Here is a 24932-nt window from a genome sequence, read left to right as displayed (position 1 = left end):
GTGCGGCCGTGAGAACTTCCGCACCCGTCCTCGAGGGGCGCACCGTCCTGGCCGTCGTCGTCACCGTGCTGGCCTGGGCCTCGGCCTTCGTCGCCATCCGCGGGGTGGGGGAGGATCTCTCACCCGGCGCCCTGGCCCTGGGACGGTTGCTGGTCGGCTCCGCGGTGCTCGCTGCGCTGCTCGCCCGCCGCGGCTGGGTCACCCCCGACCGGCGCGAGTGGACGCTGCTCGCGGTGTGCGGCATCGGCTGGTTCGGCATCTACAACCTCGCGCTGAACGCCGCCGAGCAGCACCTGGACGCCGGCACCACCGCGATGCTGGTCAACATCGGGCCGATCCTCATCGCCGTCCTGGCCGGGCTGCTCCTGGGTGAGGGCTTCCCGCGGTGGCTCGTCGTCGGGGTGGCCGTCGCCTTCGTCGGCGTGCTGCTCATCGGCGCCGCCACCCGCAGCGCCGACCTCGACCTGCTGGGCGTCCTGCTCTGCGTCGTCGCGGCCGTCACCTATGCGATCGGCGTGGTCGCGCAGAAGCCGCTCGTGCGCCGGCTCTCCGCCCTCCAGGTCACCTTCACCGCCTGCGCCATCGGTGCGCTCTGCTGCCTGCCCTGGGCCGGTGCGCTCGTCTCCGACCTGGGCACCGCCCCCGCCGGATCGGTGGCCGGCATGGTCTACCTGGGCGTGGTGCCGACGGCGCTGGCGTTCAGCACCTGGGCCTACGCGCTGAGCCGGATGGACGCCGGGCGGCTCGGGGTGACCACCTACCTGGTGCCGCCGCTGGTGATCCTGCTCGGCTGGCTGTTCCTCGACGAGGTGCCGCCCGCGCTGGCCGTCGTCGGCGGCGCCGTGTGCCTCGCCGGTGTCGCGCTGTCCCGCCGAGGCGGGCGGCGCCGGGTGACGGCTCCGGCACCCGAACCCGAACCGCTCGTCGCCGGCTGATCCCTCCGGTGCGCCCCGGCGGTGTGCGGTCCCGGTCCCCGATGGGGTAGGCAGGGACCAGGCACGCGACCCGGGAGGTACGGCGGTGGAGCAGCAGGAGTGGGCGCAGGTGGTGGAGGCCGCCACGCGGGCGCCGTCGATCCACAACACCCAGCCGTGGCGGTTCACCGCGACGGCCGATCAGCTCGACGTGTTCCTCGACCCGGCTCGCGCGCTGCCGGTGCTGGACCCCACCGGTCGCCAGCAGGTGATCAGCTGCGGCATCGCCGTCGAGTTCGCGGTGGTGGCACTCGCAGCCGCCGGCCGGCTCACCGAGGTGGAGCTGCTCCCGGACGGAGGGAACGAGGACCACCTGGCCACCGTGCGGCTCGTCGGCCCCATCGAGGCCACCGAGGAGGACCGAGCCCTGGCGTCGGCCATCCCCGAGCGGCACACCGTGCGGGACCCCTTCCAGCCGCGGGACGTCCCGACCGAGCTGCTGGACCGGCTGCAGGCCGAGGCCGGCGCCTTCGGCACCTGGTTCAAGCCGGTGACCCGGTCCGAGGAGGAGGTCGCCACCGTCTTCCTCATCGACCGGGCCGAGGAGATGGAGCAGGGCGACCCCGCCTACGTCGCCGAGCTGCAGAGCTGGCTGCGCACCGATCCCACCGCCGTGGACGGCGTGCCGGTGGAGGCGGTCCCCAGCGGCGATCCGAACCAGCGGCCGTCGAACTGGACGATCCGGGACTTCGTCGTGGGCACCCGGCCGCAGGCCCCCGCCGCTCCTGGGCACGACCCCGACGCGCCGCCGCCCGAGGTCGAGCGGCCCACCGTGGTGCTCATGGGCACCGACGGCGACGACCGGCACTCCTGGCTGCAGGCCGGCCGTGCGCTGGGCCGGGTCCTGGTGGTGGCGACGTCGCACGGGGTGGCGGCCTCGCCGCTCACGCAGGCGCTCGACTGGCCGGCCACCCGAGCCCGGCTGCGCACGCGGCTCTCCCTGGTCGGACATCCGCAGATGCTCCTGCGGATGGGGTACCCGCAGGAGGGTGTGCCCGTGGCCGTCAGCGGCCGACGTCCGGTGGACGAGGTGCTGATGCGCGCGTCCGACCGCTGAGCGCCGGCCGGGCTGATCAGTCGGTGCGGCGCACCGGGGCCCAGTGGTCCTCGGCGTCGTCGGCGGGCCGGGTGCCGGCCGGCCCGGACGCGGCCGTCCGGTCCTCCGCCCGCCGGGCGGCGGCCTCCAGCGCCTCGTCGCGCTCGCGGGCGCGCTCCGCGCGCTGCCTCCGTTCCTCCTCGATCTCGGCAGGGTCGGTGGAGCGCGCCCGCCACAGGGCGATGCCGGTGAGGGCCAGGCCGATGGGCAGCACGTAGGCAGCCGCGCGCTCGGTCACCCCTCGGGCCAGCACGTCGACCTCCGCGACGAAGAAGACCGTCGCCGCGGCGCCGACGAGCCCCAGCAGGACCACGGTCGTGCCGAGCGCCTCGGACCGGGGACGCAGGGCGTAGGCCAGGCAGATCAGCCCGACGGCACTGCCGACGAGGTAGAGCACCGCGCCGGTGCCGTGCCAGGTGCCGGAGCGATCGGCGGGGAAGACGCCGACCAGCAGCGTGCCGATGGCCGCGGCGCCGAGCAGGTAGGTGGCCGCGCGGCCGGCGCCGCCGCGCAGGGCCGGGAGCAGCAGCAGGGCGCCGGCGACGATGAGCGCGGCCTGGACGACGAAGGAGGCGTTCATCGCCTGGTGTCCCGGCCAGGTCGTCTCGCCCAGGTCGCTGATGACGTCGTCGGCGCGGGAGTAGCGGTCCCCGCGGAGCTGGACCACCGTCTCCACGACGAAGAACTGCAGGGTGGCCAGCCAGGCGAGAGCGCCCCAGCGGAGGCGGGAGGAAGTCACGGGACCGATGGTCCCAGCCCGGGCCGGCCGGCCCGCGCGAGCACTGCTCGGAGCTGCGCCGCCGACAGCCACGACGGGTTGCTCCCGGCCGGCATGCGCAGCACCTCGGCCGAGCCGAAGTCGGGGTCGGCCAGCAACTCGCCCCGGGGCACGGGATCGGGCAGGGAGGTGAGGCGCACCGGGAGCACAGGGCCGTCGTCCTCGTGCTCCTGCACCGGCGCGGAGACGGTGCCGACGGCGTGCACGCCGGGGCTGGCGCGGCCACTGATCCGCAGCAGCACCGGCTGGCCGGGGGAGACCAGCTCCAGCCGGTAGGAGCGCCGGACGCAGCGGGTCAGCTCCCGCTCCTCGCCCGGCGCCCACCCGGCGTCGATCTCCGCCGGGGCCCGGGTGCTCTTGAGCAGCCACGCAGCGACGTCGGAGTGCTGCAGCCGGGCCACCGGCGGGTCCTCTCTCAGTCGGTGGCGGAGTGCTGCTCGGCGCCGGCGGGGTCGGCGTCCTCGGAGCCGACGGCCTGGCGCTCGAGCTCGGTGCGGTGCTCGAGCACCTCGTCGCTGGGGTGCGGGTCCTTGGCGTGCTGCGTGCGGTCCCGGGTCACGTTCTCCTCGGGGAGGAGGACGTCGTCGAGGTTCGGCTGGTCGGGGGTGGTCATGGTGGTGCTCCGTCCATCGCGGGTGCTGTCGTCCCCGGCCATAGCCAGCAGCCGCCCGGCCTAACCCGGGACGAGGGTCACCGGGGCTCCAGCCGCGCCGCGGGCAGCCAGTTCTCGATCAGCGCCGGGCCGTCCGGGCCGGTCACCGCGTACGTCACCCGGCCCTGCCAGGCGCCGTGCCGCTGCCGCCACTCGACGAGCAGCCCCGGCCAGGTGCCCGGCGCGTCCGGCGGGTCGTGCACCCAGCAGTGCCTGCCCTCGCCGCCGCGCCCCGCGGCGGTACCGGGCGCCGGAGGGGTCGCAGGAGGTTCCGCGGAGCCGGCGCCGGACCGTGCCGCGCGCTCGGCCAGGGACTGCCTCGAACCACCCCGCTGCATCCCTCCGGCCACCCCGAGAGGATCGCACGGATCGAACGCGTGTTCGACGCGGTGGGGGGTGTCGTGGGACGGATGTGCACGGGCGGCCGTGATCCGCGGAACAGGCGCCGGAGGCCGCGCCCCGTCACGGGAACCGGCCTCCGGCGCGCCCGGCTCAGTCGGTGGCGGCTCCGGCCACGCCCTCGGCCAGGGTGCGGGCGACCGACCGCAGCAGCGGGTGCTCCGGCAGGTCCTCCACCAGGACGGGCAGCGGCAGCGACCAGTTGGGACGGTCGGCGGCGCCGGGCATGTTGGGACGGCGGGGCTCGCCCACCGCGTCGTCCAACGTGGCCGACAGCAGCAGCGCCGGCGCCTGCGCCAGGAGCCGGTGGGCCTGCTCGACGGCCTGCTCCGGGGTGGCGTCGTCGGCCAGCCCCGGCAGGTGCTCGAGCAGCGAGGTGCGACCGCGCTCGATCTCCTCGGCCGTCCCGGTGCCGTACTCGGCCTGCTCCTCGGCGTCGGCGCCGCTCCACAGCCCGGCGACCGTGGGCAGGTCGTGGGTCGTGATCGCCGCCATCGCCTCGGCCGGCCAATCGGCGGGCTCGTCGTCCTCGAACCACAGCAGCCGGTAGGAGAGCACCCCGTGCTCGGCCATGGCCTCGCGCACGCCGTCCTCCACGGTGCCGAGGTCCTCGCCGACCACGAGCGCCTGCGCCCGGTGGCTCTCTAGGGCGACGATGTCGAGCAGGTCCTCGGCCGGGTAGCGGACGTAGGCGCCGTCGGCGGCGGTGCCGTCGCGCGGCACCCACCACAGCCGGAACAGGCCCATGACGTGGTCGATCCGCAGGCCTCCCGCGCCGGCGATCGTGGCGCGGATGGACTGGATGAACGGCTCGTAGTCCGCGTCGCGCAGCCGCCACGGGATCAGCGGGGGCGAGCCCCAGTCCTGCCCGGTGGAGTTGAACGCGTCCGGCGGGGCGCCCACGCTCACGCCGTCGGCCAGCGCGTCCTGCCACGTCCACGCGTCGGCGCCGCCGCCGGCGAAGCCGATCGGCAGGTCCTGGATGACGGTCATGCCGTCGGTGGCGGCCGCGAACTGCAGCTCGAGCGCCCACTGCAGCCAGGCGTGGAAGGCGACGACCGCGCCGTGCTGCTCGACGTAGGCCTCCAGCGCCCTGCTGCCCGGCCGGCGGAGCTCCTCGGGCCAGGCGTGCCAGTCGGCTCCGTGCTCCTCGGTGATGGCCGCCCAGGTGGCCCAGTCCTGCAGGGTCTGCCCCTGCTCCTCGCGCCAGCGCCCGAACGCCTCGCCGCCCCCGTGGGCGAAGAAGATGCGCATGAGCACCTCGCGCTTGCGCGCCCAGATCGCGTCCCGGTCGATCAGCTCGCCGTCGCCCAGCGCGCGCCCGGCGTCCTCCTCGAGGTCGACGGCGTCGGCACCGGGCACCTCGGGGACGCGCAGGTAGATCGGGTTGAGGAAGCGCCGGGTGGCCGGCAGGTACGGGCTGTCCTCCTGCTCGGCGATCGGGGCGACCGCGTGCAAGGGGTTGATCAGCACGAAGCCGGCGCCCTGCTCGGCGGCCATGCGCCGGAGAGCGCGCAGGTCACCGAGGTCGCCGATGCCCCAGCTGTCGCGGCTGCGGGCGGCGTAGAGCTGCACCGCCCAGCCCCAGGTGCGCTGTTCGGGCAGCCAGCAGCGGCCCGGGGACACGATCAGCCGGCGACGGCGCCCGTCGGCGGACTGCAGCCAGTGGTAGCCGAGCGGGAAATCCGCGGGCAGGGAGCCGGCGATCGAGCGGACCTCGCCGTCCTCGCAGACGACCTCGCCGCCCTCGACCTCGAGAGAGTCCCCGGGCCGGGCGACGATGGGTGCCCGCTCCTCGAGGTCCGCCGGCGGCCTCCCGATGATCTCGCGCAGCTTCTCGATGGTCTCCTGCGCTACCTCGTGCTCCTCGTCGAGCGCGTCCAGCCAGCTCGCATCGATGCCCCAGTCGTCCGTGGTCGGTGTGCCTGTCACGGAGCGATCCTCGCCGCGGGGCGCCGAGCCCGCAGGGTCAGGACCGCGACCGTGGGGAAGCTCGCTTCGTGGCCGGTGCCGTCGCCGGGTCCTCGGGCCAGGGGTGTCGGGGGTAGCGGCCGCGCAGCTCGCTGCGGACGGCCGGGTAGCCGGTGGTCCAGAAGCCGGCGAGGTCGGTGGTCGTCGCCACGACGCGCGAGGCGGGGGAGAGGAGCTGGAGCCGCAGCGGCCGGCCGGCCACCCGCGGGGCCTGCGCCCAGCCGAACACCTCCTGCACCCGCACCGACAGCGTGGGCACCTCCGGGTCGCCGTAGTCGACGCGGATCCGCGAGCCGGTCGGGACGGTGACCGCATCGGGGACGACGACGTCCAGGTCCGCGCTCAGCGGCCAGGGCACCAGGGCGCGCAGGGCGGCGACGACGTCGATGCGGGCGAGGTCGGCGCGGCGTCGTGCCCCGGCGAGGTCGAGCGCGTCGAGCAGCGCGTCGTCGTCGACCGGCGGCCACGGATCGCCCAGGCCGGCGCGGGCCGCGGCCAGGCGCTCGCGCAGCCGTCGGGCCGCCGTCGTCCAGGTGAGCAGGCCGAGCCCCTCGCGGCGGAGCCCCTCGGCGACCGCCGCCGTCAGCGCGCCCGGGTCGGGCTCGGGCAGCGGCCGCTCGGCCAGCACGATCGCGCCGAGCCGCTCCACGCGGGCGCTGCGCACGTCGCCGTCCCGCCACGACACCTCGTCCACTTCGGCGTGCAGCGAGGCCCCGGCCTCCAGGGCGGTGGCCTCGCCGATCGCGACGGCGGACCGCACCCGGGCGTCGCGCCGTCCCGGCGCCCGGTCGGCCACCGCGACCGCCAGCCACGGCGCGCCGGAGAGCGCGGTGCCGGGCGCCAGCTCCGCACCGGTGCCGGCGGCCATGAGGTAGCCGGTGCCGCCCGGGCGGCGGCGGGCCAGCCGTTCGGGGTGGGCGAGGCCGACCACGAGCCCGGCGGCGGTGTCGTCGGGCAGGTCGCGGGGCGCGACGTCGTCGACCGACCGCTCGAGGCGGGCCACCTCGTCCCGCCAGCGCGCGGTGGCCCCGCGGTCGGACCCTGCGCGCAGCGCCCGCCAGGTCACGGCGAGGTCGTCGCTGCGGGACGGGAGGTCCGCGGAGAGCAGCGCGACCACCTCGGCCGCCCGGCGGCGACCCACCAGCGGTGCGCCGTCGAGCAGCGCCCGGGCCAGCCGCGGGTGCACCCCGACGGCGGTCAGCGCGCGCCCGCGGGCGGTCGCCCGGCCCTCGCCGTCGACCGCCCCCAGGGAGCGCAGGGTCTGGCCGGCCACGAGCTGGGCCGCCGGGGGCGGGGGGTCCGGCAGCGCCAGGCCGGCACCACCGGGCGCGCCCCAGCACGCCAGCTCCAGCTCGAAGGCGGTGAGGTCGGCGACGGCCACCTCCGGCTCGTCGTGCGCGGGCAGCCGATCGTGCTCGGCGGGGGTCCAGCAGCGGTACACCGCGCCCGGCCCCTCCCGGCCGGCGCGGCCGGCCCGCTGGGTGACCGCCGCCCGCGACGCCCGCACCGTCACCAGCGAGCCCAGGCCGCGGGCCAGATCGGCCCGGGGCACGCGGGCCAGACCGGCGTCGACCACGGTCCGGACGCCGGGCACGGTGAGGCTGCTCTCCGCGAGCGCGGTGGCCAGCACGACCCGGCGACGCGGGCCGGTCCGCAGCGCGGCGTCTTGCGCCGCCGCCGGCAGCCGCCCGTGCAGCGGCAGGACGTCGGCGCCGACTCCGCCCAGCTGCTGGGCCACGGTGCCGATCTCGCCGGCGCCGGGGAGGAACACCAGGACGTCGCCGGTGCGCTCGGCCAGCGCCCGGCGGACCGTCGCTGCCACGTGCCCCAGCAGCCGCGGGTCCACGCGCAGGCCGTGCGGCGGGTCGACCGGGCCGGCCGGCGGCGCCCAGACGACGTCGACGTCGTGCAGCGCGCCGGAGGCCGCCACCACCGGAGCCGGTCCGTCCGCGCCCAGCAGGTCGGCCAGCCGCTGCGCCTGGGCGGTCGCCGACATGGCGAGCAGCTGCAGCTCCGGGCGGAGCGCGGCGCGGCCGTCGAGGCCGAAGGCGAGCGCCAGGTCGGTGTCCAGGTGCCGCTCGTGGCACTCGTCGAGCACGACGACGTCGACACCCGGTAGCTCCGGATCGGCCTGCAACCGCCGGACCAGCAGGCCGGTGGTGACCACCTCGACGCGCGTGGCGGCGCTGCGCCGGCTGTCCCCCCGGACGCTGTACCCGACCTGGCCGCCCACCTCCTCGCCGAGCAGTGCGGCCATCCGCCGGGCTGCGGCGCGGGCGGCGACCCGCCGCGGCTCGGCCACGAGGACCCGACCCGGGACGGCGCCGGCGAGCGCGAGGGGGACCAGCGTGGTCTTGCCGGTGCCGGGCGGGGCGACCAGGACGGCGCTGCCGCGGGCCGCGAGCGCGTCGGCCAGTGCGGGGAGCACGGCGCGGACCGGCAGGTCGGTCCCCGGTGACCCGGGCGGTGGCAGCACGCGGTCAGTCTCGCGCGCCGGACTCCGCCCGTGGCCGGCCGGCTGCAATTCCACCCGCGGCCGCTCGGCCCGGCCGGCGCCACGGATGCCACGATGCCTGCATGATTTCCGAGGTGCTGGCCTTCGCCGTCGTCGCGGCGGTGCTCACGGTCACCCCGGGTCTGGACTCGGCACTAGTGCTCCGGGCGGCCCTCACCCGGAGCCGCACCGAGGCGGTGGCTACCGCGGCCGGCATCCTGACCGGCCTGTTCGTGTGGGGAGCGTCGGCGGCCGTCGGCATCTCCGCGCTGGTCACCGCCTCCGAGGTCGCTTACACCGCGCTGCGCTATGCGGGCGCGGCCTACCTGCTCTGGTTCGGGGTCCGCCTGCTCGTCCGCACGCTGCGGTCCCGTCCCGCGACCGAGGAACCCGCGGGCAGCCGCGGTTCGGTGTGGCGGGCGGCGCGGACGGGCCTGGCGACGAACCTGCTCAACCCGAAGATCGGCGTCTTCTACGTCGCCCTGCTCCCGCAGTTCCTCCCCGCCGGGAGCGATCCGCTGCTGCCCGGGCTCCTGCTGGCCGCCGTGCACGCGGGGCTGACCGTCGTGTGGTTCGCCCTGCTGATCGGTGCGGCCGCCGTGCTCAGCCGCTGGTTGCGGCGCCCGGGCACGGTCCGGGCCATCGACGGCGTCACCGGCGCGACCCTCGTCGGGTTCGGCATGCGGCTGGCGTTGTCCGCGCGCTGAGCCTCGACCACTACGGGGTCGCGGGCCGCGGGGGCACATCGCTGGGCAGCAGCCGCAGCACCAGGAGCCCCGCGAGCAGCGAGCCCGTCGTCCCGAGCACCATGTCGCCCAGCGTGTCCGTGTAGGCGGTGGCCAGCTCCGGGCTGGTGCGCAGGAAGGCGAAGAACTCGCCGACCTCCCAGAGCAGCGCCGTCGCCGAGCCCAGTCCGACCGTCAGCCCCAGCCGCGTCCACGGGTGCAGCCACCGGGGGAGGGAGACCGCCAGCCCGCCCATTAGCAGCGCCCAGTTGACCAGGTGGCACGCGTCGTCGAACCAGACGACGGCGTCGTACAGGTCCAGCGCGTTGCCCGCGGTGTCGACCAGGAACGGGATCGAGATCAGCAGGTCGGCCAGTGCCGGGTAGGGCCGGCCGGCCGGGCGCCGGAGCACCCACCAGGCGACCGGCAGCACCAGCAGGCCGAGCGGGTAGGCGACCGCGCGGGCGGCCATCGCCTTGCCTTCGAACTGCTGCCAGTCCGGATGCAACGCGGCGAACACCAGCAGGGCGGTCGTGGCCAGCTTGACGGCGACGTCGGCGGCGAGGACGACGCGGGCGGTGGTCGAGGGACGCTGCACGACGGCGGACGGTACTGCGGACGGCCACCGCGCGCGGTAGGCATGGCCCATGCCGGTCATCGGATTCCACAACTCCCACGAGCAGGTGCACCCGGCCGAGCTGCTGCGCGCGGTGCAGCACGCCGAGACGGTGGGCTTCACCGCCGCGATGTGCTCCGACCACCTGGCGCCCTGGAACCCGCGGCAGGGCGAGTCGGGGTTCGCCTGGTCCTGGCTGGGCGCGGCCATGGCGACGACGTCGCTGCCGTTCGGGGCGGTGAACGCGCCGGGCCAGCGCTACCACCCGGTGATCGTCGCCCAGGCCGCCGCCACCCTCGGCGCCATGTTCCCCGGCCGGTTCTGGGTGGCCCTGGGCAGCGGCGAGGCGATGAACGAGCACGTCACCGGCGATCCCTGGCCCCGGAAAGACGTGCGGGACGCCCGGCTGCGCGAGTGCGTCGACGTCATCCGTGCGCTGCTCGCCGGCGAGGAGGTCACCCACGACGGCCTGGTCACCGTCGACCGCGCGCGGATCTGGACGCTGCCCGAGCAGCCTCCCGCCCTGATCGGGCCGGCGGTGACCGTGGCGACGGCGCGCCGGCACGCGGAGTGGGCCGACGGGCTGGTCACCATCAACCAGCCGCACGACCATCTGCGCGAGATGATCGCCGCCTACCGGGACGCCGGCGGGCAGGGCCGGCTGATCATCCAGGTGCACGTCGCCTGGGACTCGGACCCCGAGCGCGCGCTCGCCCTCGCGCACGACCAGTGGCGCAGCAACGTCTTCCCGCCGCCGTTGTGCTGGGACCTGGACGGCCCGGAGGCCTTCGAGCAGGCCAGCGCGCACGTCCGGCCCGACGGCGTGACCGACGCCGTCCGCGTCTCCGCGGACCTGGCGCAGCACACCGCGTGGCTGCAGGAGTACCTCGACCTGGGCTTCGACGACGTCTACCTGCACCACGTCGGCAAGGAGCAGCGGCCCTTCCTCGACGCCTTCGGCGAGCACGTGCTGCCGCAGCTGGGCGTGACCGCCCCGGCGCCGGCGGTCGCGCGGTGAGGATCACCGACACCGCGGACCTCTGGTGGAAGAACGCCGTCGTCTACTGCCTCGACGTCGAGACCTACCTGGACTGGGACGGGGACGGCATCGGCGACTTCGCGGGGCTGGCCCAGCGGATCGACCACCTCGCCGACCTGGGCGTCACCTGCCTGTGGCTCATGCCCTTCTACCCGACCGCCGAGCGGGACGACGGCTACGACATCACCGACTTCTACGGCGTCGACCCCCGGCTGGGCACGCACGGCGACCTGGTCGAGGTGATCCGGACGGCGAAGGACCGCGGCATGCGGGTGATCGCCGACCTGGTCGTCAACCACACCTCCCGGAGGCACCCGTGGTTCCGCTCGGCGGAGTCGTCGAAGGACTCGCCGTTCCGCGACTTCTACGTCTGGCGCTCCGACCCGCCGCCGGACACCTCCGACCAGGTCGTCTTCCCCGACCAGGAGGACAGCATCTGGACGCTGTCGGAGCCGACGGGGGAGTGGTACCTGCACCGGTTCTACAAGGAGCAGCCCGACCTGGACGTCACCAACCCACGGGTGCGCGACGAGGTCGCCACGATCATGGGCTTCTGGCTGCAGCTGGGCCTCGACGGCTTCCGGGTGGACGCCGTCCCGTTCTTCCTCGAGACGCAGGGTGCCGACGACGGCGCGTTCCCCGATCCGCACCAGTACCTCCGCGCGCTCCGGCAGCTGGTCGGCCGCCGGACCGGGGACGGCGTGCTGCTGGGCGAGGTCAACCTGCCCTTCGAGCAGCAGCTGGAGTTCTTCGGCGGTCCCGACGGCGACGAGCTGACGATGCAGTTCGACTTCATCGGCATGCAGGCGCTCTACCTGGCGATGGCGCGGACCGACGCCGGGCCGCTGGTCACCGCGCTGGAGAGCCGCCCCGCCCTGCACCCGGACTCGCAGTGGGGCACCTTCGTCCGCAACCACGACGAGCTGACCCTGGACAAGCTGTCCGACGACGAGCGGGCCGAGGTGTTCGCCGCGTTCGGCCCCGAGGAGCGCATGCAGGTCTACGGCCGCGGGCTGCGCCGCCGGCTGCCGCCGATGCTGGACGGCGACCCGCGCCGGGTGCGCATGGTCTACAGCCTGCTGTTCTCGCTGCCCGGCACGCCGGTGCTGTTCTACGGCGAGGAGATCGGGATGGGGGAGGACCTCGACGCCGAGGGCCGGCTCGCCGTCCGCACCCCGATGCAGTGGACCTCGGGGCGCAACGGCGGGTTCTCGCCCGCGCCGCCCAGCAGGCTGCCCGGGCCCGTCGTGAGCGGCGGGTTCGCCCCGGAGCACGTCAACGTCGCCGACCAGCGCAACGACCCCGGCTCGCTGCTGTCGTTCATGAAGCTGCTGATCCGCCGCTACCGCGAGTCCCCCGAGCTCGGCTGGGGCGCCTTCCGGGTGCTCGACCAGCCGCACCGGGAGGTGCTGGCCCACCTGTGCGCCTGGGACGACGGCGCGCTCGTCGCCCTGCACAACCTCGGGCCCGAGCCCCGCACCGTGCCGCTGACACTGGAGGACTGCGGCCCCGAGCACCGCCTGGTCGACCTCCTGCAGCCGGGCAGCACGACGCTGTCCGACGACGGGAGCGCGCAGCTGCAGCTGGAGGGCTACGGCTACCGGTGGCTGCGCGTGGTCAGCCAGGACAGCCGACGGCTCGTCTGAGCACGGGACCCGCGTCCGCCACGACGACGTCGGCGGCCGGGCCGGCCAGCGCCAGCGCGGCCGCACAGCCGGCGGGCGGGTCCACCGCGTGCAGGATGGGCGGCGCCGCTCCCGATCCGGGCCACCGCAGAACGCGCGGAGGAGCCGACGGCGGCGAGACCACGAGCTCGTCCAGCGGCGCGAGGAGGCCCGCGCCGGTGGCCTTGACCACCGCCTCCTTCCGCGTCCAGTACGTGGCGAAGGCGGCGGCGCGTGCGGCGGCCGGCGTGCCCGCCAGCACCGCCCTCTCCTCCGGCGCCAGCACGACCAGCGCGAGGTCGTGCAGCTCGGCGGCGGTCCAGGAACCGACCCCTTCGACGTCGACCCCCACCGGGGCTCCCCGGCGGACGGCCACCGCGACCCACCCGCCGGAGTGCGCGACGGAGTGGTGGAGGTCCGGGACGTCCGGCAGGCGCGGCTTGCCGTGCGGTTCCCCGCAGCGGGGGCAGGTCCGGTCGACGCGGAGCCGCCCGCCCGGGCGGCCGGCGTGGATGCCGAGCAGCACCCGGGCCAGCGCCATGCCCGTCGTGGCGCGCTGCCGGTCGCCGGCGGTCCGCAGCCGCGCGCGCCGCCGGAGCTCGTCCTCGTCCAGCAGCGCGTCGTGCTCCGGGCCGACGTCCGTCGTCCGGGCCCACCAGAGCTGGCAGCCGACCAGCGGAGGGACCGCGGCGGTCATCCGTGCCGGCGGAGCTCGGAGAAGAAGCCGTCGATCACGCGCAGCTCGCCCCGGCGGGCCAGCTCGTCGTAGACGAACGTGCCGACGGCGAGGTCGAGCACACCCAGCCCGAAGGGGGAGAACACCACCGTCCGGTCCGGGGGGATGCCGACCCGGCCGGTCATGACGTCGTCCAGGGTGCCGGTGATGAAGGCCCGGGAGCCGGACTGCTGCTCGGCCAGGTGCGGCGAGGTCTGCGCCTTGAGGCAGTGCTCCACGTCGTCGACCACGTTGACCGCGTCCAGCAGGATCTCCGGGGCCAGGTCGCGCAACGACACGTGCAGGACCACGGGCGAGTGCGCGAACGCCGAGGCGTCGTGCACGTACGGCGATCCCGCCACCGTCGCGAAGACGACCAGGTCGCTCGCGCGGACCACCGCCTCCGCGGAGTCGTGCACGGTGACCCGGCCGCCGCCGCCGTCCAGGTAGCCGGTGAAGCCGGCCACGCTCCCAGGGGACAGGTCGTGCACGTTGATCTCGTCGAAGGTCCAGCCGGTGCCGGCGAGGAAGGTGTGCACGTACCGGGCGATCAGGCCCAGGCCGACGAACCCGACCCGCACCGGCAGCGACCGCGAGCGGGTCAGCCAGTCGGCCGCCGCCGCGGCCGACGCCGCCGTCCGGGTGGCGCTGATGACCGAGCTCTCCAGGCAGGCGAACGGGTAGCCCGTGTCGTGCTCGTTGAGGATGAGCACCGCCGACGCGCGCGGGATCCCGGCGGCCACGTTCTCCGGGAAGCTGGAGATCCACTTCAGCCCGTCGACCCGGATCGGGCCGCCGATCGATGCCGGCAGCGCGATGATGCGGGCGGTCGGGCGGTCGGGGAACCGGAGGAAGTAGGACGGCGGGTTGACCGAGTCGCCGCTGCCGTGCAGCCGGTAGGTGGCCTCCACCAGTGCGACGAGCTCCTTCTCCCGGCCGAGCAGCACCTCCTGCACCTGGGCGCCGGGGACCACGGCGAAGGGTGGGACGGCGACGGGCCCGGTGCTCATCGCGTGACCCCGCCGTCGGCCGGCCGCACCGGGTCGCCGAGGCCCACCAGCACCTCGCGCTGACCGGTGTAGGGCTCCCGGTCGTGCGCGGTCCGGATGTTGTCGACCAGCATCAGGTCACCCGTCTGCCAGGGCTCGCGCACCGTGTGCGCGGGATACACCTCGTTGAGCAGCGCGACGACGTCCTCGCCGATGGGCGCGCCGTCGCCGAAGCGGGTGGTGAACGGCAGTCCGTCCTCGCCGTGGACGTCGACCAGGTACTCGCGCACCTCCGGGTCCAGCGTCCACTCGCTGAAGAAGGCGACCTGGTTGAACCAGCCGCGCCGGCCGGTGACCGGGTGCCGGACGACGGCCGGACGGCGCTGGGAGGTGCGGAGGCCGCCGTCGGGCTGCCAGGCGAATGCGATGTCCTGCGCCCGGCAGTAGAACTCGACGGCCGCCCGGTCGCTGGTGCCGAACGCCTCGGTCCACGACGCGCCGATCTCGTCGTTGTACGTGCGCACCAGCAACCAGCCCTCCCGCTCGAAGCGCGCCACGAGGTCCGGGGGCAGGGCCTCGAGCACCGCCGCGCCGTCGGCCAGCCCGGTCGACCCGCCGTCGGTGGGCGGGGTCAGGCAGGCGAGGAGGAGCAGGCCCGGGACGTCGCGCAGGTAGCTGAGCTCGTGGTGCATGCACATCGCCTGGGCGGCCGGCCACGGCGTCGAGGAGTGCACGCCGTCGGCGACCACCTCCCGCGGGGCGAAGGCCTCCCGCTCGGCGACCAGCACGTCGGCCAGCCGGGAGAACACCGCACCGGTCTCGACGGCGTCGCGCAGCCCGAGACCCCGCACGAGCAGGGAGCCGTGCTCGGCGACGAGCGCACGCACCGCCTCCCGGTGCCGGTCGGCCCAGCCGGCGGGATCCCCGGCGTCGGCCACCCGCAGCACGGGTGGTCGGCCCGGCAGCAGGTCGACGTCGAGCAGGGACGAGGACGAGGACGGCATGGTCAGGGCCTTCCGGTGAGAAGTGCGGCGAGGTCGGCCAGCACGGGGTGACCGGCCACGTCCGTGGGCGTGACGGCGCGGTGGAGGGCAACGGCGAGCTTGACCGCCGACAGCGACGTGCCGCCCAGGTCGAAGAACGAGTCCTGGCGGCCGATCCGGTCCGCGGGGATGCCGAGGACCGCGGCCCACGCCGACGCGAGGCGGACCTCGGCCGGCGTCCGGGGGGCGGCGCGCTGCTCCTCGACCGCGAGGGTCGCGGCGAGCGCGGTGAGCGCGCGGCGGTCGATCTTGCTGTTCGCCGTCAGCGGCAGGGCCCGCCGCCAGTGGAAGGCCGTGGGCACCATATACGCGGGCAGCGACGCGGACAGCCGATCGCGGAGCTCCTGGTCGTCGACCGGCCCGGCAGCGGTGTAGAACGCGACCAGGTACTGCGCCGCCCCGGCCGCCCCGGCGACGACGACGGCGCCGTCCCGGACCCCGGGCACCCGCAGCAGGGTGTTCTCCACCTCGCCGATCTCGATCCGGAAGCCGGAGACCTTGACCTGGGTGTCCCGCCGGCCGAGGAACTCCAGCTTCCCGTCCGGGAGCCAGCGTCCGTGGTCGCCGCTGCGGTAGAGGCGCCCGCCGGGGGAGTACGGGTCGGGCGGGAACGCCGCGCGGGTGCGCTCGGGGTCGTTGACGTAGCCCCGGCCCACGCAGACGCCGGAGAAGACGATCTCCCCGGGCGCGCCGAGCGGCACCGGCGCCAGCTGCTCGTCGACGACGAGGACCCGCACGTTGCTGATCGGCCGGCCGAGGGGCACCCGGTCGTGGTCGGGCACCCGGTCCAAGACCTCGTGGTTGGTGTCGTCGGAGGTCTCCGTCAGGCCATAGGCGTTGACCAGCCGGATGCCGGGCTGCGCGGTGAACCAGCGCTGGACGAGCTCCTTCTTCACCGCCTCACCCGTCACGGACACGTAGCGCAGGTCGGGCAGCGGGCGGGGGTGCGCCTCCAGGTAGGCGAGCACCACGTCCAGGTAGGAGGGCACGACCTGGAGGACGGTGACGCGGGAGTCGACGAGGGTGTCGACGAACCGCTCGACGTCGAGGACCACCTGCTGCTCCACGAGCACCGTCCGGCCACCGACCAGGAGCGCGGACACCAGCTGCCAGAGCGAGATGTCAAAGCACTGCGGAGCGGTCTGGGCGACCACCTGCCCGGGACCGATCTCCAGGTCGTCGATCTTGGCGAACAGGTGGTTGACCAGCCCGGCGTGCTCGCACATCGCGCCCTTGGGCTCGCCCGTGGAGCCGGAGGTGAAGTAGATGTAGGCCAGCTGGTCCGGCGCGACGGCGATGCCGAGGCCGTGCTCCGCGTGGCCCTCCGCCCAGGCGTCGTCGACCAGCACCCGCTCCACCCCGGCGAGCCGCTCGATGGCCGGGTCCAGCGTGCCGGTGCTGCCCGCCTCGGTGAGCACCAGCCGGCAGCCCGCGCGGGAGAGCGTGGTCGCGATCCGGTCGGCCGGGAAGTGCGGCTCGATCGGCAGGTACACCCCACCGGCCTTGAACACGGCCAGGACGGCGGCCAGCCAGTCGAGGTCGCGCTCGAGGACCACCCCGACGACGTCCTCGCGGTCCAGCCCCCGGGCGCGCAGCGCGTGCGCCAGCCGGTTGGCGCGTGCGTCCAGCTCGCCGTAGGTCCACTGCCGGCCCCGGTGCACCGCTGCGATCGCGTCGGGGTGCGCGGACGCCCGCTGCTCGACCAGCTCGTGGACCCGCGCGTCGGGCAGCGCGCGCGGCCGGCCGGCGAGGTCCTCCAGCTGGACACGGCGCTCCTCGGCGCTGAGCAGGTCCTGACCGGCGGGGTCGGCGTCCGGGTCCGCCGCGAGCGCGGTGAGCGCCGCGAGGTGGTAGCCGGCCGTGCGGGCGGCGAACTCGGCGTCGACGAGGTCGGTGCGGTGGCGGACGGTCAGCGTCAGCCCGCCCTCGCCGTCGTCCACTGCGACGCCCAGCACGGCCCCGGCGGGCAGGGGGTCGACGTCGCCGCCGGGGGCGAAGACCGTCTCGAACGACGGGCCGGCCAGCCCCAGCTCCCGGGCGAGCTCCTCGACGGGGACGTCCCGATGCGCCAGCAGCGACGCCTCGGCGTCGGCGACCGTCGTCACCAGGTCCCCCCACGACGCCGGTTCCGTGGTCAGCCGGCACGGCAGCGGCCGGCCGCCGGGGCCGGGGGAGTACCCCGTCGTCACCTCGCGGTCCCCGGAGAGCCGCGCGAGGACGACGGCGTGCGCGGCCAGGGCGAGGGTGGTCAGGGGCACGGCGAGTTCACCGGCGCGCCGTCGCAGCGCCGTCGTGACGTCGGCGGGGACCGTCCGGGTGACGACCCCCACCCCGGGAACCGGCGCCCGCGCCCACCGGGGAAGAGTCGTGACCCCTCCCGCGGCCAGCACCTGCGTCCAGAACGTGCGGCCGGGATCGACTGCCGTGTCCATCGGCCCGCCCCCTCTCAGCGCTTCCCGGGTCCGGCGGTCGCCCGCGCCGCGGCACGGGTGGCGCGTGGCCCGCCGGCACGATGCCGGCCACCGGGCAGCGCCGCCGCCGTCCGGTGGTCGCGGGGTGCGGCCACGGCGAGGAGTTCCGGGTGGAGCTCACCGGCCGGGTTCCCGCCCCACCGCGCGCCCGCCGGGACCTCTTCGCCCTTCATCAGGAAGGAGTCCGGCGCGAGCTCCGAGTGGTCGCCCATGGTCACGCCGTAGTGCACCCAGGAGCCGACGCCCACCGTGACGCCCGAGCCGATGGTGATGTGGTCGGACTTGAAGCCGCCGTCCTCCTGGGAATGGCACTGGATCGTGCTGCCGGCGTTGAGCGTGCAGAAGTCGCCCACCGTGACCAGCGTGCGCTCGGGCATGCCGCACCCGTCGTCGAACACCCGCCGGCCGATCCGGACACCGAGCAGGCGCCACAGCAGCGGCTTGAACGGCGTCCCGTTGAGCAGGTCGGGCCGCGAGACGAGCTTCCAGTAGCGCTCGTGCCGCCAGAAGGCGATGTCGTGGATGGAGCAGAACTGGGGCTGCAGCCGCCGGAAACCGGTCGAGGCCCGCTCGACGAGCGCCGTGTAGAACACCTGGAAGACGACACCGGCGACGACGGAGGCGGCCACCGCCCACGCGCCGTAGGTCGAGTACCACGACGCCCCGATCAGACCGAGCAGGGTGACCGCGAAGACGTCGATCCAGCGGACGAGCAGGAACAGGGCGATCGTGTGCCGGTTGTGCCGGTTCTTGGCGCGGAGCCGGCTGCGCACCTCCGCGCCGCCCGTCACGTCGCCGAAGGCGGCATCCCGGTAGACCGACCGGGGGATCTCGAAGCTCGGCGATCCCAGCAGGCCGACACCCTCGCGCAGCGGCCCGTCGGTGGGGACCATGACCTTGGTGGCCAGGAGGCAGTCGTCGCCGGTCCGCGCACCCGAGGGGAACGCGATGGCGTTGCCGAGGAAGTTGTGCGCCCCCACCCTGGCCCGGGACAGGCGGAACGACGTGCTCGTGTAGTCGGCGTTCATCAGGGAGAGCCCGTCGGCGACCATCGTCCCGCTGCCGACCGTGCTGAGGTACGGGCTCTCGTGCTTCACCCCGGTGCCGAAGTTCGACCCCGTCTGGACGACCGGCCGCAGCCGGTATCCCAGCCAGGCCAGGTACGGGACGATGTAGGAGCTGTCGCCGAACAGCTTGGTCAGCGGCTTGACGTTGGTCACCCGGGCGACGCCGCGGTGGATCGAGTAGTGGACGCCGTAGAGGGGATAGACCCGCCCCGGGGTGATCGCGCGGTGCAGCACGCGTGGGACGGTCGTCACGAACAGCAGGCCGACAGCCAGCGTGCCGAACAACAGCACGAAGGAGGCCACCAGGGCCTCGACGTAGAGCAGCCCGTCGTCGATCCGGAGGTCGCCCGACGCGATCAGTTCCTCGAGCTGCGGGAACGCCACCAGCAGCAGGCCGAGGCCCCCCACGGACAGCGGCACGGTCACCAGTAGCGCGGTGAGCAGCTGCGCGACGCTGTAGCCGGCGCGGCGCACCCTGCCGCACGGCGCCGGGCCGATCGCGAGGAAGTCGGTCGAGGTGGGGCGACCGGGTGAACCGTGCCAGCGCTGCCCGGCAGGGACGGCCTGGCCGCTGTGCAGCGAGGACCGGTGGCCCAGCTGGGCGCCGTCGCCCATCGCGGTGTCGATGTCGAGGACGGTGGCCTCGCTGACGAACACGTTGCTGCCCAGGGTCACCCGCCCGGTCCGGATGACCCCGTCGCGGGCGCGGTAGCAGCTGATGAGGGCGTCCTTGCAGATGACCGTGCCGTCGCCGACGGTCAGCAGGTCGGGGCAGGCCGGGACCTGCCGGGAGAACACCGCCACGCCGCGGCCGACGTGCGCGCCCAGGGCTCTCAGGTAGAGGACGTACAGCGGAGAGCCGCCGAAGAGCAGCACGAGCGGGTTGAGCCGCATCAGGGTCTTCGCCAGCCAGAACCGGACGTAGGTGAGGCTCCAGACCCGGATGTCCCGCGGCGTGCACCGGCCGACGAGCACCCACTTGGCCACGATCGGGAACACGCAGACGCCCAGGAACGCGGCGCCGCCGAAGATCACGGCCCGCAGGTAGTCCGAGACCAGGCCGGGCCCGGAGGAGATCCACTCCGATCCGCGCACGGCGACGACCGACGTCGCGTAGGCGTAGAGCAGGAAGGCGAGGAGCTGCAGCGTCCCGCAGAGGACGAACGAGAGCGTGCCGACCGGTTCCTGCGGCGGGTCCGCTGTCGGCGAGGGAGGCGCGGGCCCGCGGGGGGTGGGGGAGGGCCGCTCCACAGGGATGGGCGGAGGGGTCGCGTCGCGCGGCGGGACGAGCACGGGCGCCAGGGCCAGCGCCAGCCCGCCGGTGGTGGGGTGCTGGTAGACGTCGGTCATCGAGACCGACGGCAGGTCCTCGCGCTTCCTGACCCGGGCGCAGAAGCGGGCCATGAGCATCGAGTCGGCGCCCAGGTCGTCGAAGAAGTGGCTGTCCACCGGCACCCGGTCCACCTTCAGCACCGCGGCCAGCACCTCCGCGTAGCCGTCGGCGACGGGCGAGGGGAGGACCTCGGTGTGTGCGCGGCCGAGGCGGCGCGCGGTCGGGTGCTGGTAGACGTCGGTCATCGAGACCGACGGCAGGTCGTCCCGCTTCCTGACCCGGGCGCAGAAGCGGGCCATGAGCATCGAGTCGGCGCCGAGGTCGTCGAAGAAGTGGCTGTCCACCGGCACCCGGTCCACGCCCAGGACGGCGGCGAGCACCTCGGCGTAGCCGCTCTCGGACGCGGTGGGAGTGTCCCGCGCGCGCTCGGGCGCCGGTTCACGCGGTCGGTCCAGGTCGGCCGGCAGCAGCTCGTCGAGTGACATGCCGGCCTCAGGTGACCAGGGTGGGGCCGCCGCCGGCGGCGTGGACCCTGCCCCCGGCGGCCGGGTCCCCGGACGCGGGATCGGCCAGCAGGTCGCCGCCGAAGATCTCCTCCACCCAGTGCGTCTGGTAGACGGTGTCCAGGTAGCGCTCGCCGAGGTCCGGGGCGATGGCGACCGCGGTGAGGTCGTGCGCGTCGTGCCGGTCGAGCCAGGTCATCGCCCCGCTGACGACGGTGCCCGTCGAGCCACCGAAGAGGAAGCCGTGGCGGGCCAGCCGGTGGCAGGCCCGGATCGTGTCGGACTCCGCGACGTGCACCACGTCGTCGATGTAGGACTCGTCGAGCAGGGGTGGCCGGATGCTCGTGCCGAGGCCGGGGATGAGCCGCCGTTGCGGCGTCTGGCCGAAGGTCACCGAGCCGACCGCGTCCACCGCCACGACGCGCACCGGCCGGTGCCAGGCCCGGAAGAAGCGGGCGCAGCCCATCAGCGTGCCCGTGGTGCCGGCCCCCACGAACAGCACGTCGAGGTCGGGGAAGTGCGCGGCGATCGCCGGCGCCGTCCGCCGGGCGTGGGCCTGCCAGTTGCCCGGATTGCTGTACTGGTTGAGCCAGACGTACCGGTCGTCGGACCGGCACACCGCCCGCACGTAGGCGAGCCGGGCACCGAGCAGGCCCTCGACCGGATCGGGCTCGGTGACGATGTGGACCTGGCTGCCCAGCGCCTCCATCAGCCGCCGGGTCGGCAGGTTGCACCGGGAGTCGGTGACGCACAGGAAGCGGTAGTGCTTGCTCGCCGCCAGCATGCTGAGCGCGACCCCGAGGTTCCCCGACGAGGATTCGATGATGGTCGAGTCCTCGTGCAGCACACCGTCGCGCTCGGCGGCCTCGACCATCTCCGTGGCCGCCTTGAGCTTGATGGACCCGGCGAAGTTGAAGCCCTCGCACTTGAGGTACAGCGGGTGGTCGAACATCGACCTCAGGTCGACGTACAGCTCTTCCTCGTCGAAGGCGTGAGGAACGCTGATCACGGTCATCGTCGGCACCCCCTCGGGTGCCTGGGTTCCGGACAGGTGGCGCCGTGGCGCCACGACCGCTCAGCTGGATCTACGGGCAGCTCAGCATGCATGGGAGGTGTCCTGTCTGATCAGGAGATCGCACCAGGGATCGGGCCGGCCGGGCCGGCGGGTCGCGGTGCACCCCGTGGTGGGCCCGGGTCGGTGGGCGCGCGTCCCGCGCGCCCACGCTGAGGGGTGACCCGCGGCTGCGGCGGCCGACCGGCAGGGGGATGTGCGGGCGCTCGGGGAGCGCCGCACCGCCTCTGAGGAATGCATCGTCGGCCCCATTCGCTCGCCGAAGGCCGCCTTCCGGGCGACTCGGCTCCGGCGGCGGAGGAGCGTCGCCGGAGGGCGGAACATGGCATCGCGATCCTGCGAAGTGCAAGTAGTTCGCGCTCCTCGGGACGGGTTCGCCTCGAAACCGTCCGTCACACCGACGACGCGCCGACCACCGTTGCGCAGAGTGAGCGGGCGATCGGATTTCGGCGGTGTACGGGCAGTTCAGCACGGGCTTGCCTACCGAGCGTCACGACGGCGGGTCCCCCTAGGCCGTTCGACATACGACCGGTGGGCGGTGGTCGACCGGGACGTCCCGGGCCGCTGGATCATCGACGGGGCCCTCGCCGCCGCTGGTCCATGCCCGATCGTCGAGGCCGTGAGCGGCGCGGCATCACGCAGCGTCATCGGGTCGCCGGGGTGGCCTGCTCAGCTCGTGCGACGGGTGCGCCTAGCGTGGCCGTGAGGTGATCAATCGATGAGTGAACGCAACGGAAGCACGTCCACCGGCCCCGGTACCGCCGAGATCCCGGTGGTCCGTCCCGCCGGCGCGGCCGCCGCACCCAAGGCGAGGGCGACCACGTCGGGCCCGTCGACGGCGGTGTCGCCGGCCGTGACGCCGTCCCCGGCGCCGGCCGCCGACCCGGTACCGCCGGCCGCCGGGGTGGCTCCCGACCAGGAGCCGACGAGCGCGCACGCGACCGCCCCCGTCACCGTGCGCCCCGCTCCGCGGATGCCGCGTCGTGGGCCGCTGACCGTCATGGGGCCGTGGGCGCCGGTCGCCGGCGGCCTGCTCGGCCTGGTGCTCGGCGGGATCGCCGCGTCGGTCCTGGGTGGCACGGCGGAGAGCTACGACGAGCGGCTGTCGGTGGTGTTCGTGGTGCTCGGGCTCGGGATGCTCGGTACTGCCGTCACGCTGCTGGCCGACGAGGTGCGCATCGTGCGGCAGCGGGCCCGTGACGCCGCCGTCCGCCCCCAGTGGGTCGAGGCGACCGCCGGGCTGGTCAACGGCCTGACCCCGGCGCGGCTGCTCCTGCTGGGCAGCATCGTCGTCCTGGTGCTCGCCGCCTACGTCGGCCGCGGCTGACCGCTCCACCCGCTGCGCGCCCCGCCACCTCCCGGCCCGGTCCGGGAAGTGGCGGGGCGCGCACTCGCGTCTAGGAGTAGGCCTGGATGCCCAGGTGGACGGCGAGCCCTAGCCCGGCGACGGCGATGACCGCGCGCAGGACGCCCTGCGGAGCGCGCCGCACGATGCGGGGTCCGAGCCGTCCTCCGATCAGGAACCCCAAGGCCAGCGGCAGCGCCGCCGACCACGCGACGTCGGTGAGCACGACGAAACCGACCGCCGCGACGGCGTTGGCCGTCCCGAGGACGACGTTCTTCATCGCGTTGCCGCGGGGGAGGCCCTCGTGCGTGGCCAGCAGGTACATGGCGAGGAGGAGCACGCCGGCGGCAGCACCGAAGTAGCCCCCGTAGATCGCGACCGCGAACGTGCCCAGCGGCAGCCATCGGGGATCCCGCACCGGCTGCTGGGCGCCGTCGGCCGCCAGTTCGCGCGGCGGGCGCTGGACGAGGATGGCCGCCGAGGCGCCGCCGATCAGCCACGGGACGATGCGCTCGAACGCCTCGGTCGGCGTGAGCAGCAACAGGGCCATGCCCGTGGCGCCACCGAGGAGGGCGGCGACCAGCAGCGGCCGCAGCCGACGGCCCTGACCACGCAGCTCGGGGCGGGAGGCGCTCACCGAGCCCACCGCGTTGAGCACCAGCGCCACGGTGTTGGTGACGTTCGCGGTCACCGGCGGGATGCCGGTGGCCAGCAGCGCCGGGTAGCTGACGAGCGAGGCGAGGCCGGCGATGCTGCCGGTGAGGCCCGCGCCGATGCCGGCGAGTACGAGGAAGGCGAACTCGAGGGAACTCATCGGCGCAGCAGTACCCCGATCGCGATCAGGCCGAGGACGACGATCGCCGTCCGCAGCACTGGTTCGGGGAGCCGCCGGCCGTAGCGGGAGCTCACGGCGCCGCCGACGAGCGAACCGGCCGCGAGGAGGCCGGCCGCGGCCCAGTCCACCCGGTCGGTCGCGACGACGACGTAGGTGCCTGCCGCGACGGTGTTCACCGCGAGGGTGAGGACGTTCTTCAGCGCGTTGAGCCGCTGCAGCGACTCGCGCAGCAGCAGGCCGAAGATGCCGATCTGCAGCACGCCCTGGCTGGCCGCGAAGTATCCGCCGTACGTGCCGGTCAGGTAGGCGCCGCCGAAGAGGGCGGCCGTGCGGCCCGGGCCGACGTGCTGCTCGACGTCGTCGGCGGAGCGCCGGTGCTGCAGAGCCCGCTGCACCAGGGGCTGGACCGCGACGAGCACCACGGCCAGGCCGACGAGCCCCGGGACGACCGCCTCGAACGTAGACGCGGGCAGGTGGAGCAGGAGGAAGGCGCCGGTCAGCCCGCCGAGGATCGACGCCGGCAGCAGGGCGAGCAGCCGACGGCCCTGGCCGCGCAGCTCGCGGCGGTAGCCGAAGGCCCCCGAGGCGTTGCCGGCGATGAGGCCGAGGGAGTTGCTGACGGTGGCCGGCACCGGCGGGAGGCCGACGGCGAGCAGGACGGGGAAGGAGACCAGCGTCCCCGAGCCGACGACGGCGTTGATGCCTCCGGCCGCCAGCCCCGCCGCGAGGACCGCGACCGTCTCCCACCCGCTCATGCGCCCATCCCGGCGAGCCTCGCACGGCGGGGGAGCACGGGGGAACATGCCTGTTTGTCTGGTCACGCCGACCCTCGGGCGACGCGGCCTCGCGGACTCAGGCCAACACTGCCGGCACCGGCCGGTTGGCGTCTGACAGAACGCGCGAGGCCGCAATGGAGCAATTGCCCACCGCCGAGCGCATGACGCCGATGGCATTCACCGAGGAACTGGCCTCGGTGAATACCTACACTCCGGCCGGGGTCGTCCACGGCTCCGTACTTTCGGCCGGGGCATCAGTGCGGATCACTGAGTCGGCTGGTTCAAGCGGAAGTGCCCGGCGGACTACGAGGACCCGGTGCTGCTGAAACCCATGCGCGGCTTGAAGGAGATTCCCGACCCGGTCGGCCTGACAAG

21 protein-coding genes are annotated in these 24932 nt (G+C 74.8%); 6 read left to right on the top strand and 15 right to left on the bottom strand.

Features of this window, described 5'->3' with window-relative positions; genetic code table 11:
• The first annotated feature begins 8 nt into the window (after window positions 1-8).
• Both DQ239_RS05230 and DQ239_RS05225 read left to right on the top strand, forming a co-directional pair.
• Window positions 9-935, top strand: a complete 927-nt coding sequence (locus DQ239_RS05230) for a DMT family transporter (protein ID WP_113833373.1) — start codon at window positions 9-11, stop codon at window positions 933-935.
• Window positions 936-1020: 85 nt separating this feature from the next.
• A complete protein-coding gene (locus tag DQ239_RS05225) occupies window positions 1021-2031 on the top strand; it encodes a nitroreductase family protein (RefSeq protein WP_113833372.1) in 1011 nt (336 codons plus the stop codon).
• Window positions 2032-2047: 16 nt separating this feature from the next.
• Here DQ239_RS05225 and DQ239_RS05220 read toward each other — a convergent pair whose 3' ends face one another.
• From DQ239_RS05220 to hrpB, 6 genes are all read right to left on the bottom strand, one after another.
• Window positions 2048-2809 carry a DUF998 domain-containing protein gene (locus DQ239_RS05220; protein WP_113833371.1) on the bottom strand — a complete coding sequence of 254 codons (762 nt, stop codon included), beginning with the start codon at window positions 2807-2809 and terminating at the stop codon, window positions 2048-2050.
• Window positions 2806-3249 carry a hypothetical protein gene (locus tag DQ239_RS05215; protein WP_113833370.1) on the bottom strand — a complete coding sequence of 148 codons (444 nt, stop codon included), beginning with the start codon at window positions 3247-3249 and terminating at the stop codon, window positions 2806-2808. The genes DQ239_RS05220 and DQ239_RS05215 overlap by 4 nt, the downstream gene beginning before the upstream one ends.
• Before the next feature lie 14 nt (window positions 3250-3263).
• Window positions 3264-3461 carry a hypothetical protein gene (locus DQ239_RS05210; protein ID WP_113833369.1) on the bottom strand — a complete coding sequence of 66 codons (198 nt, stop codon included), beginning with the start codon at window positions 3459-3461 and terminating at the stop codon, window positions 3264-3266.
• Between the two features lie 77 nt (window positions 3462-3538).
• The gene (locus tag DQ239_RS20825) at window positions 3539-3703 is read right to left on the bottom strand and encodes a hypothetical protein (RefSeq protein ID WP_233488778.1); all 165 of its coding nucleotides are present in this window, start codon (window positions 3701-3703) and stop codon (window positions 3539-3541) included.
• A 289-nt stretch (window positions 3704-3992) separates the two neighbouring features.
• The gene (gene malQ / locus DQ239_RS05200) at window positions 3993-5831 is read right to left on the bottom strand and encodes a 4-alpha-glucanotransferase (RefSeq protein ID WP_113833367.1); all 1839 of its coding nucleotides are present in this window, start codon (window positions 5829-5831) and stop codon (window positions 3993-3995) included.
• Between the two features lie 37 nt (window positions 5832-5868).
• Window positions 5869-8346: an ATP-dependent helicase HrpB gene (hrpB, locus tag DQ239_RS05195; RefSeq protein WP_113833366.1), complete on the bottom strand. Its 2478-nt coding sequence runs from the start codon at window positions 8344-8346 to the stop codon at window positions 5869-5871.
• A 101-nt stretch (window positions 8347-8447) separates the two neighbouring features.
• Between hrpB and DQ239_RS05190 the strand changes: the two genes are divergently transcribed.
• Window positions 8448-9071, top strand: coding sequence for a LysE family translocator (locus tag DQ239_RS05190; protein ID WP_113833365.1), 624 nt, complete (start codon window positions 8448-8450; stop codon window positions 9069-9071).
• Between the two features lie 10 nt (window positions 9072-9081).
• Here DQ239_RS05190 and DQ239_RS05185 read toward each other — a convergent pair whose 3' ends face one another.
• On the bottom strand, window positions 9082-9687 hold the full coding sequence (locus DQ239_RS05185) for a hypothetical protein (RefSeq protein WP_147252006.1): 606 nt from the start codon (window positions 9685-9687) through the stop codon (window positions 9082-9084).
• A gap of 49 nt (window positions 9688-9736) precedes the next feature.
• Here DQ239_RS05185 and DQ239_RS05180 point away from each other — a divergent pair, with 49 nt between their 5' ends.
• Both DQ239_RS05180 and DQ239_RS05175 read left to right on the top strand, forming a co-directional pair.
• Window positions 9737-10723, top strand: coding sequence for a TIGR03885 family FMN-dependent LLM class oxidoreductase (locus DQ239_RS05180; RefSeq protein ID WP_113833363.1), 987 nt, complete (start codon window positions 9737-9739; stop codon window positions 10721-10723).
• Complete coding sequence (locus DQ239_RS05175) at window positions 10720-12390, top strand: alpha-amylase family protein (RefSeq protein WP_113833362.1); 1671 nt, start codon at window positions 10720-10722, stop codon at window positions 12388-12390. The genes DQ239_RS05180 and DQ239_RS05175 overlap by 4 nt, the downstream gene beginning before the upstream one ends.
• On the opposite strand, the gene DQ239_RS05170 is transcribed toward DQ239_RS05175, so the two are convergent.
• The 6 genes from DQ239_RS05170 to sbnA are packed head-to-tail and all read right to left on the bottom strand — an operon-like array spanning window position 12362 to window position 21544.
• Window positions 12362-13105, bottom strand: coding sequence for a 4'-phosphopantetheinyl transferase superfamily protein (locus DQ239_RS05170; RefSeq protein ID WP_113833361.1), 744 nt, complete (start codon window positions 13103-13105; stop codon window positions 12362-12364). The genes DQ239_RS05175 and DQ239_RS05170 overlap by 29 nt on opposite strands.
• Window positions 13102-14133: a 2,3-diaminopropionate biosynthesis protein SbnB gene (gene sbnB, locus DQ239_RS05165; RefSeq protein ID WP_113833360.1), complete on the bottom strand. Its 1032-nt coding sequence runs from the start codon at window positions 14131-14133 to the stop codon at window positions 13102-13104. Before sbnB ends, DQ239_RS05170 begins: the two co-directional genes overlap by 4 nt.
• Window positions 14130-15116 (bottom strand): TauD/TfdA family dioxygenase, encoded by a 987-nt coding sequence (locus tag DQ239_RS05160; RefSeq protein ID WP_113833359.1) that lies wholly within the window; start codon window positions 15114-15116, stop codon window positions 14130-14132. Before DQ239_RS05160 ends, sbnB begins: the two co-directional genes overlap by 4 nt.
• A gap of 2 nt (window positions 15117-15118) precedes the next feature.
• Window positions 15119-17587 (bottom strand): non-ribosomal peptide synthetase, encoded by a 2469-nt coding sequence (locus tag DQ239_RS05155; RefSeq protein WP_113833358.1) that lies wholly within the window; start codon window positions 17585-17587, stop codon window positions 15119-15121.
• A gap of 14 nt (window positions 17588-17601) precedes the next feature.
• Window positions 17602-20511 carry a Pls/PosA family non-ribosomal peptide synthetase gene (locus tag DQ239_RS05150; protein ID WP_199582685.1) on the bottom strand — a complete coding sequence of 970 codons (2910 nt, stop codon included), beginning with the start codon at window positions 20509-20511 and terminating at the stop codon, window positions 17602-17604.
• A gap of 7 nt (window positions 20512-20518) precedes the next feature.
• Complete coding sequence (sbnA, locus tag DQ239_RS05145) at window positions 20519-21544, bottom strand: 2,3-diaminopropionate biosynthesis protein SbnA (RefSeq protein WP_113833725.1); 1026 nt, start codon at window positions 21542-21544, stop codon at window positions 20519-20521.
• A 775-nt stretch (window positions 21545-22319) separates the two neighbouring features.
• Here sbnA and DQ239_RS05140 point away from each other — a divergent pair.
• On the top strand, window positions 22320-22928 hold the full coding sequence (locus tag DQ239_RS05140; protein WP_113833357.1) for a hypothetical protein: 609 nt from the start codon (window positions 22320-22322) through the stop codon (window positions 22926-22928).
• Between the two features lie 70 nt (window positions 22929-22998).
• Here DQ239_RS05140 and DQ239_RS05135 read toward each other — a convergent pair whose 3' ends face one another.
• Together DQ239_RS05135 and DQ239_RS05130 are read right to left on the bottom strand one after the other, a co-directional pair.
• The gene (locus tag DQ239_RS05135) at window positions 22999-23760 is read right to left on the bottom strand and encodes a sulfite exporter TauE/SafE family protein (RefSeq protein WP_113833356.1); all 762 of its coding nucleotides are present in this window, start codon (window positions 23758-23760) and stop codon (window positions 22999-23001) included.
• Window positions 23757-24536 (bottom strand): sulfite exporter TauE/SafE family protein, encoded by a 780-nt coding sequence (locus tag DQ239_RS05130; RefSeq protein ID WP_113833355.1) that lies wholly within the window; start codon window positions 24534-24536, stop codon window positions 23757-23759. The genes DQ239_RS05135 and DQ239_RS05130 overlap by 4 nt, the downstream gene beginning before the upstream one ends.
• Window positions 24537-24932: the final 396 nt, after the last annotated feature.

Origin of the sequence: Blastococcus sp. TF02-09, assembly GCF_003319105.1 — a bacterium.
In the GTDB taxonomy this organism is placed as follows: domain Bacteria; phylum Actinomycetota; class Actinomycetes; order Mycobacteriales; family Geodermatophilaceae; genus Blastococcus.
Note: the sequence above shows the minus strand (reverse complement) of the source record. Positions and strands in the feature narration are given on the sequence as shown.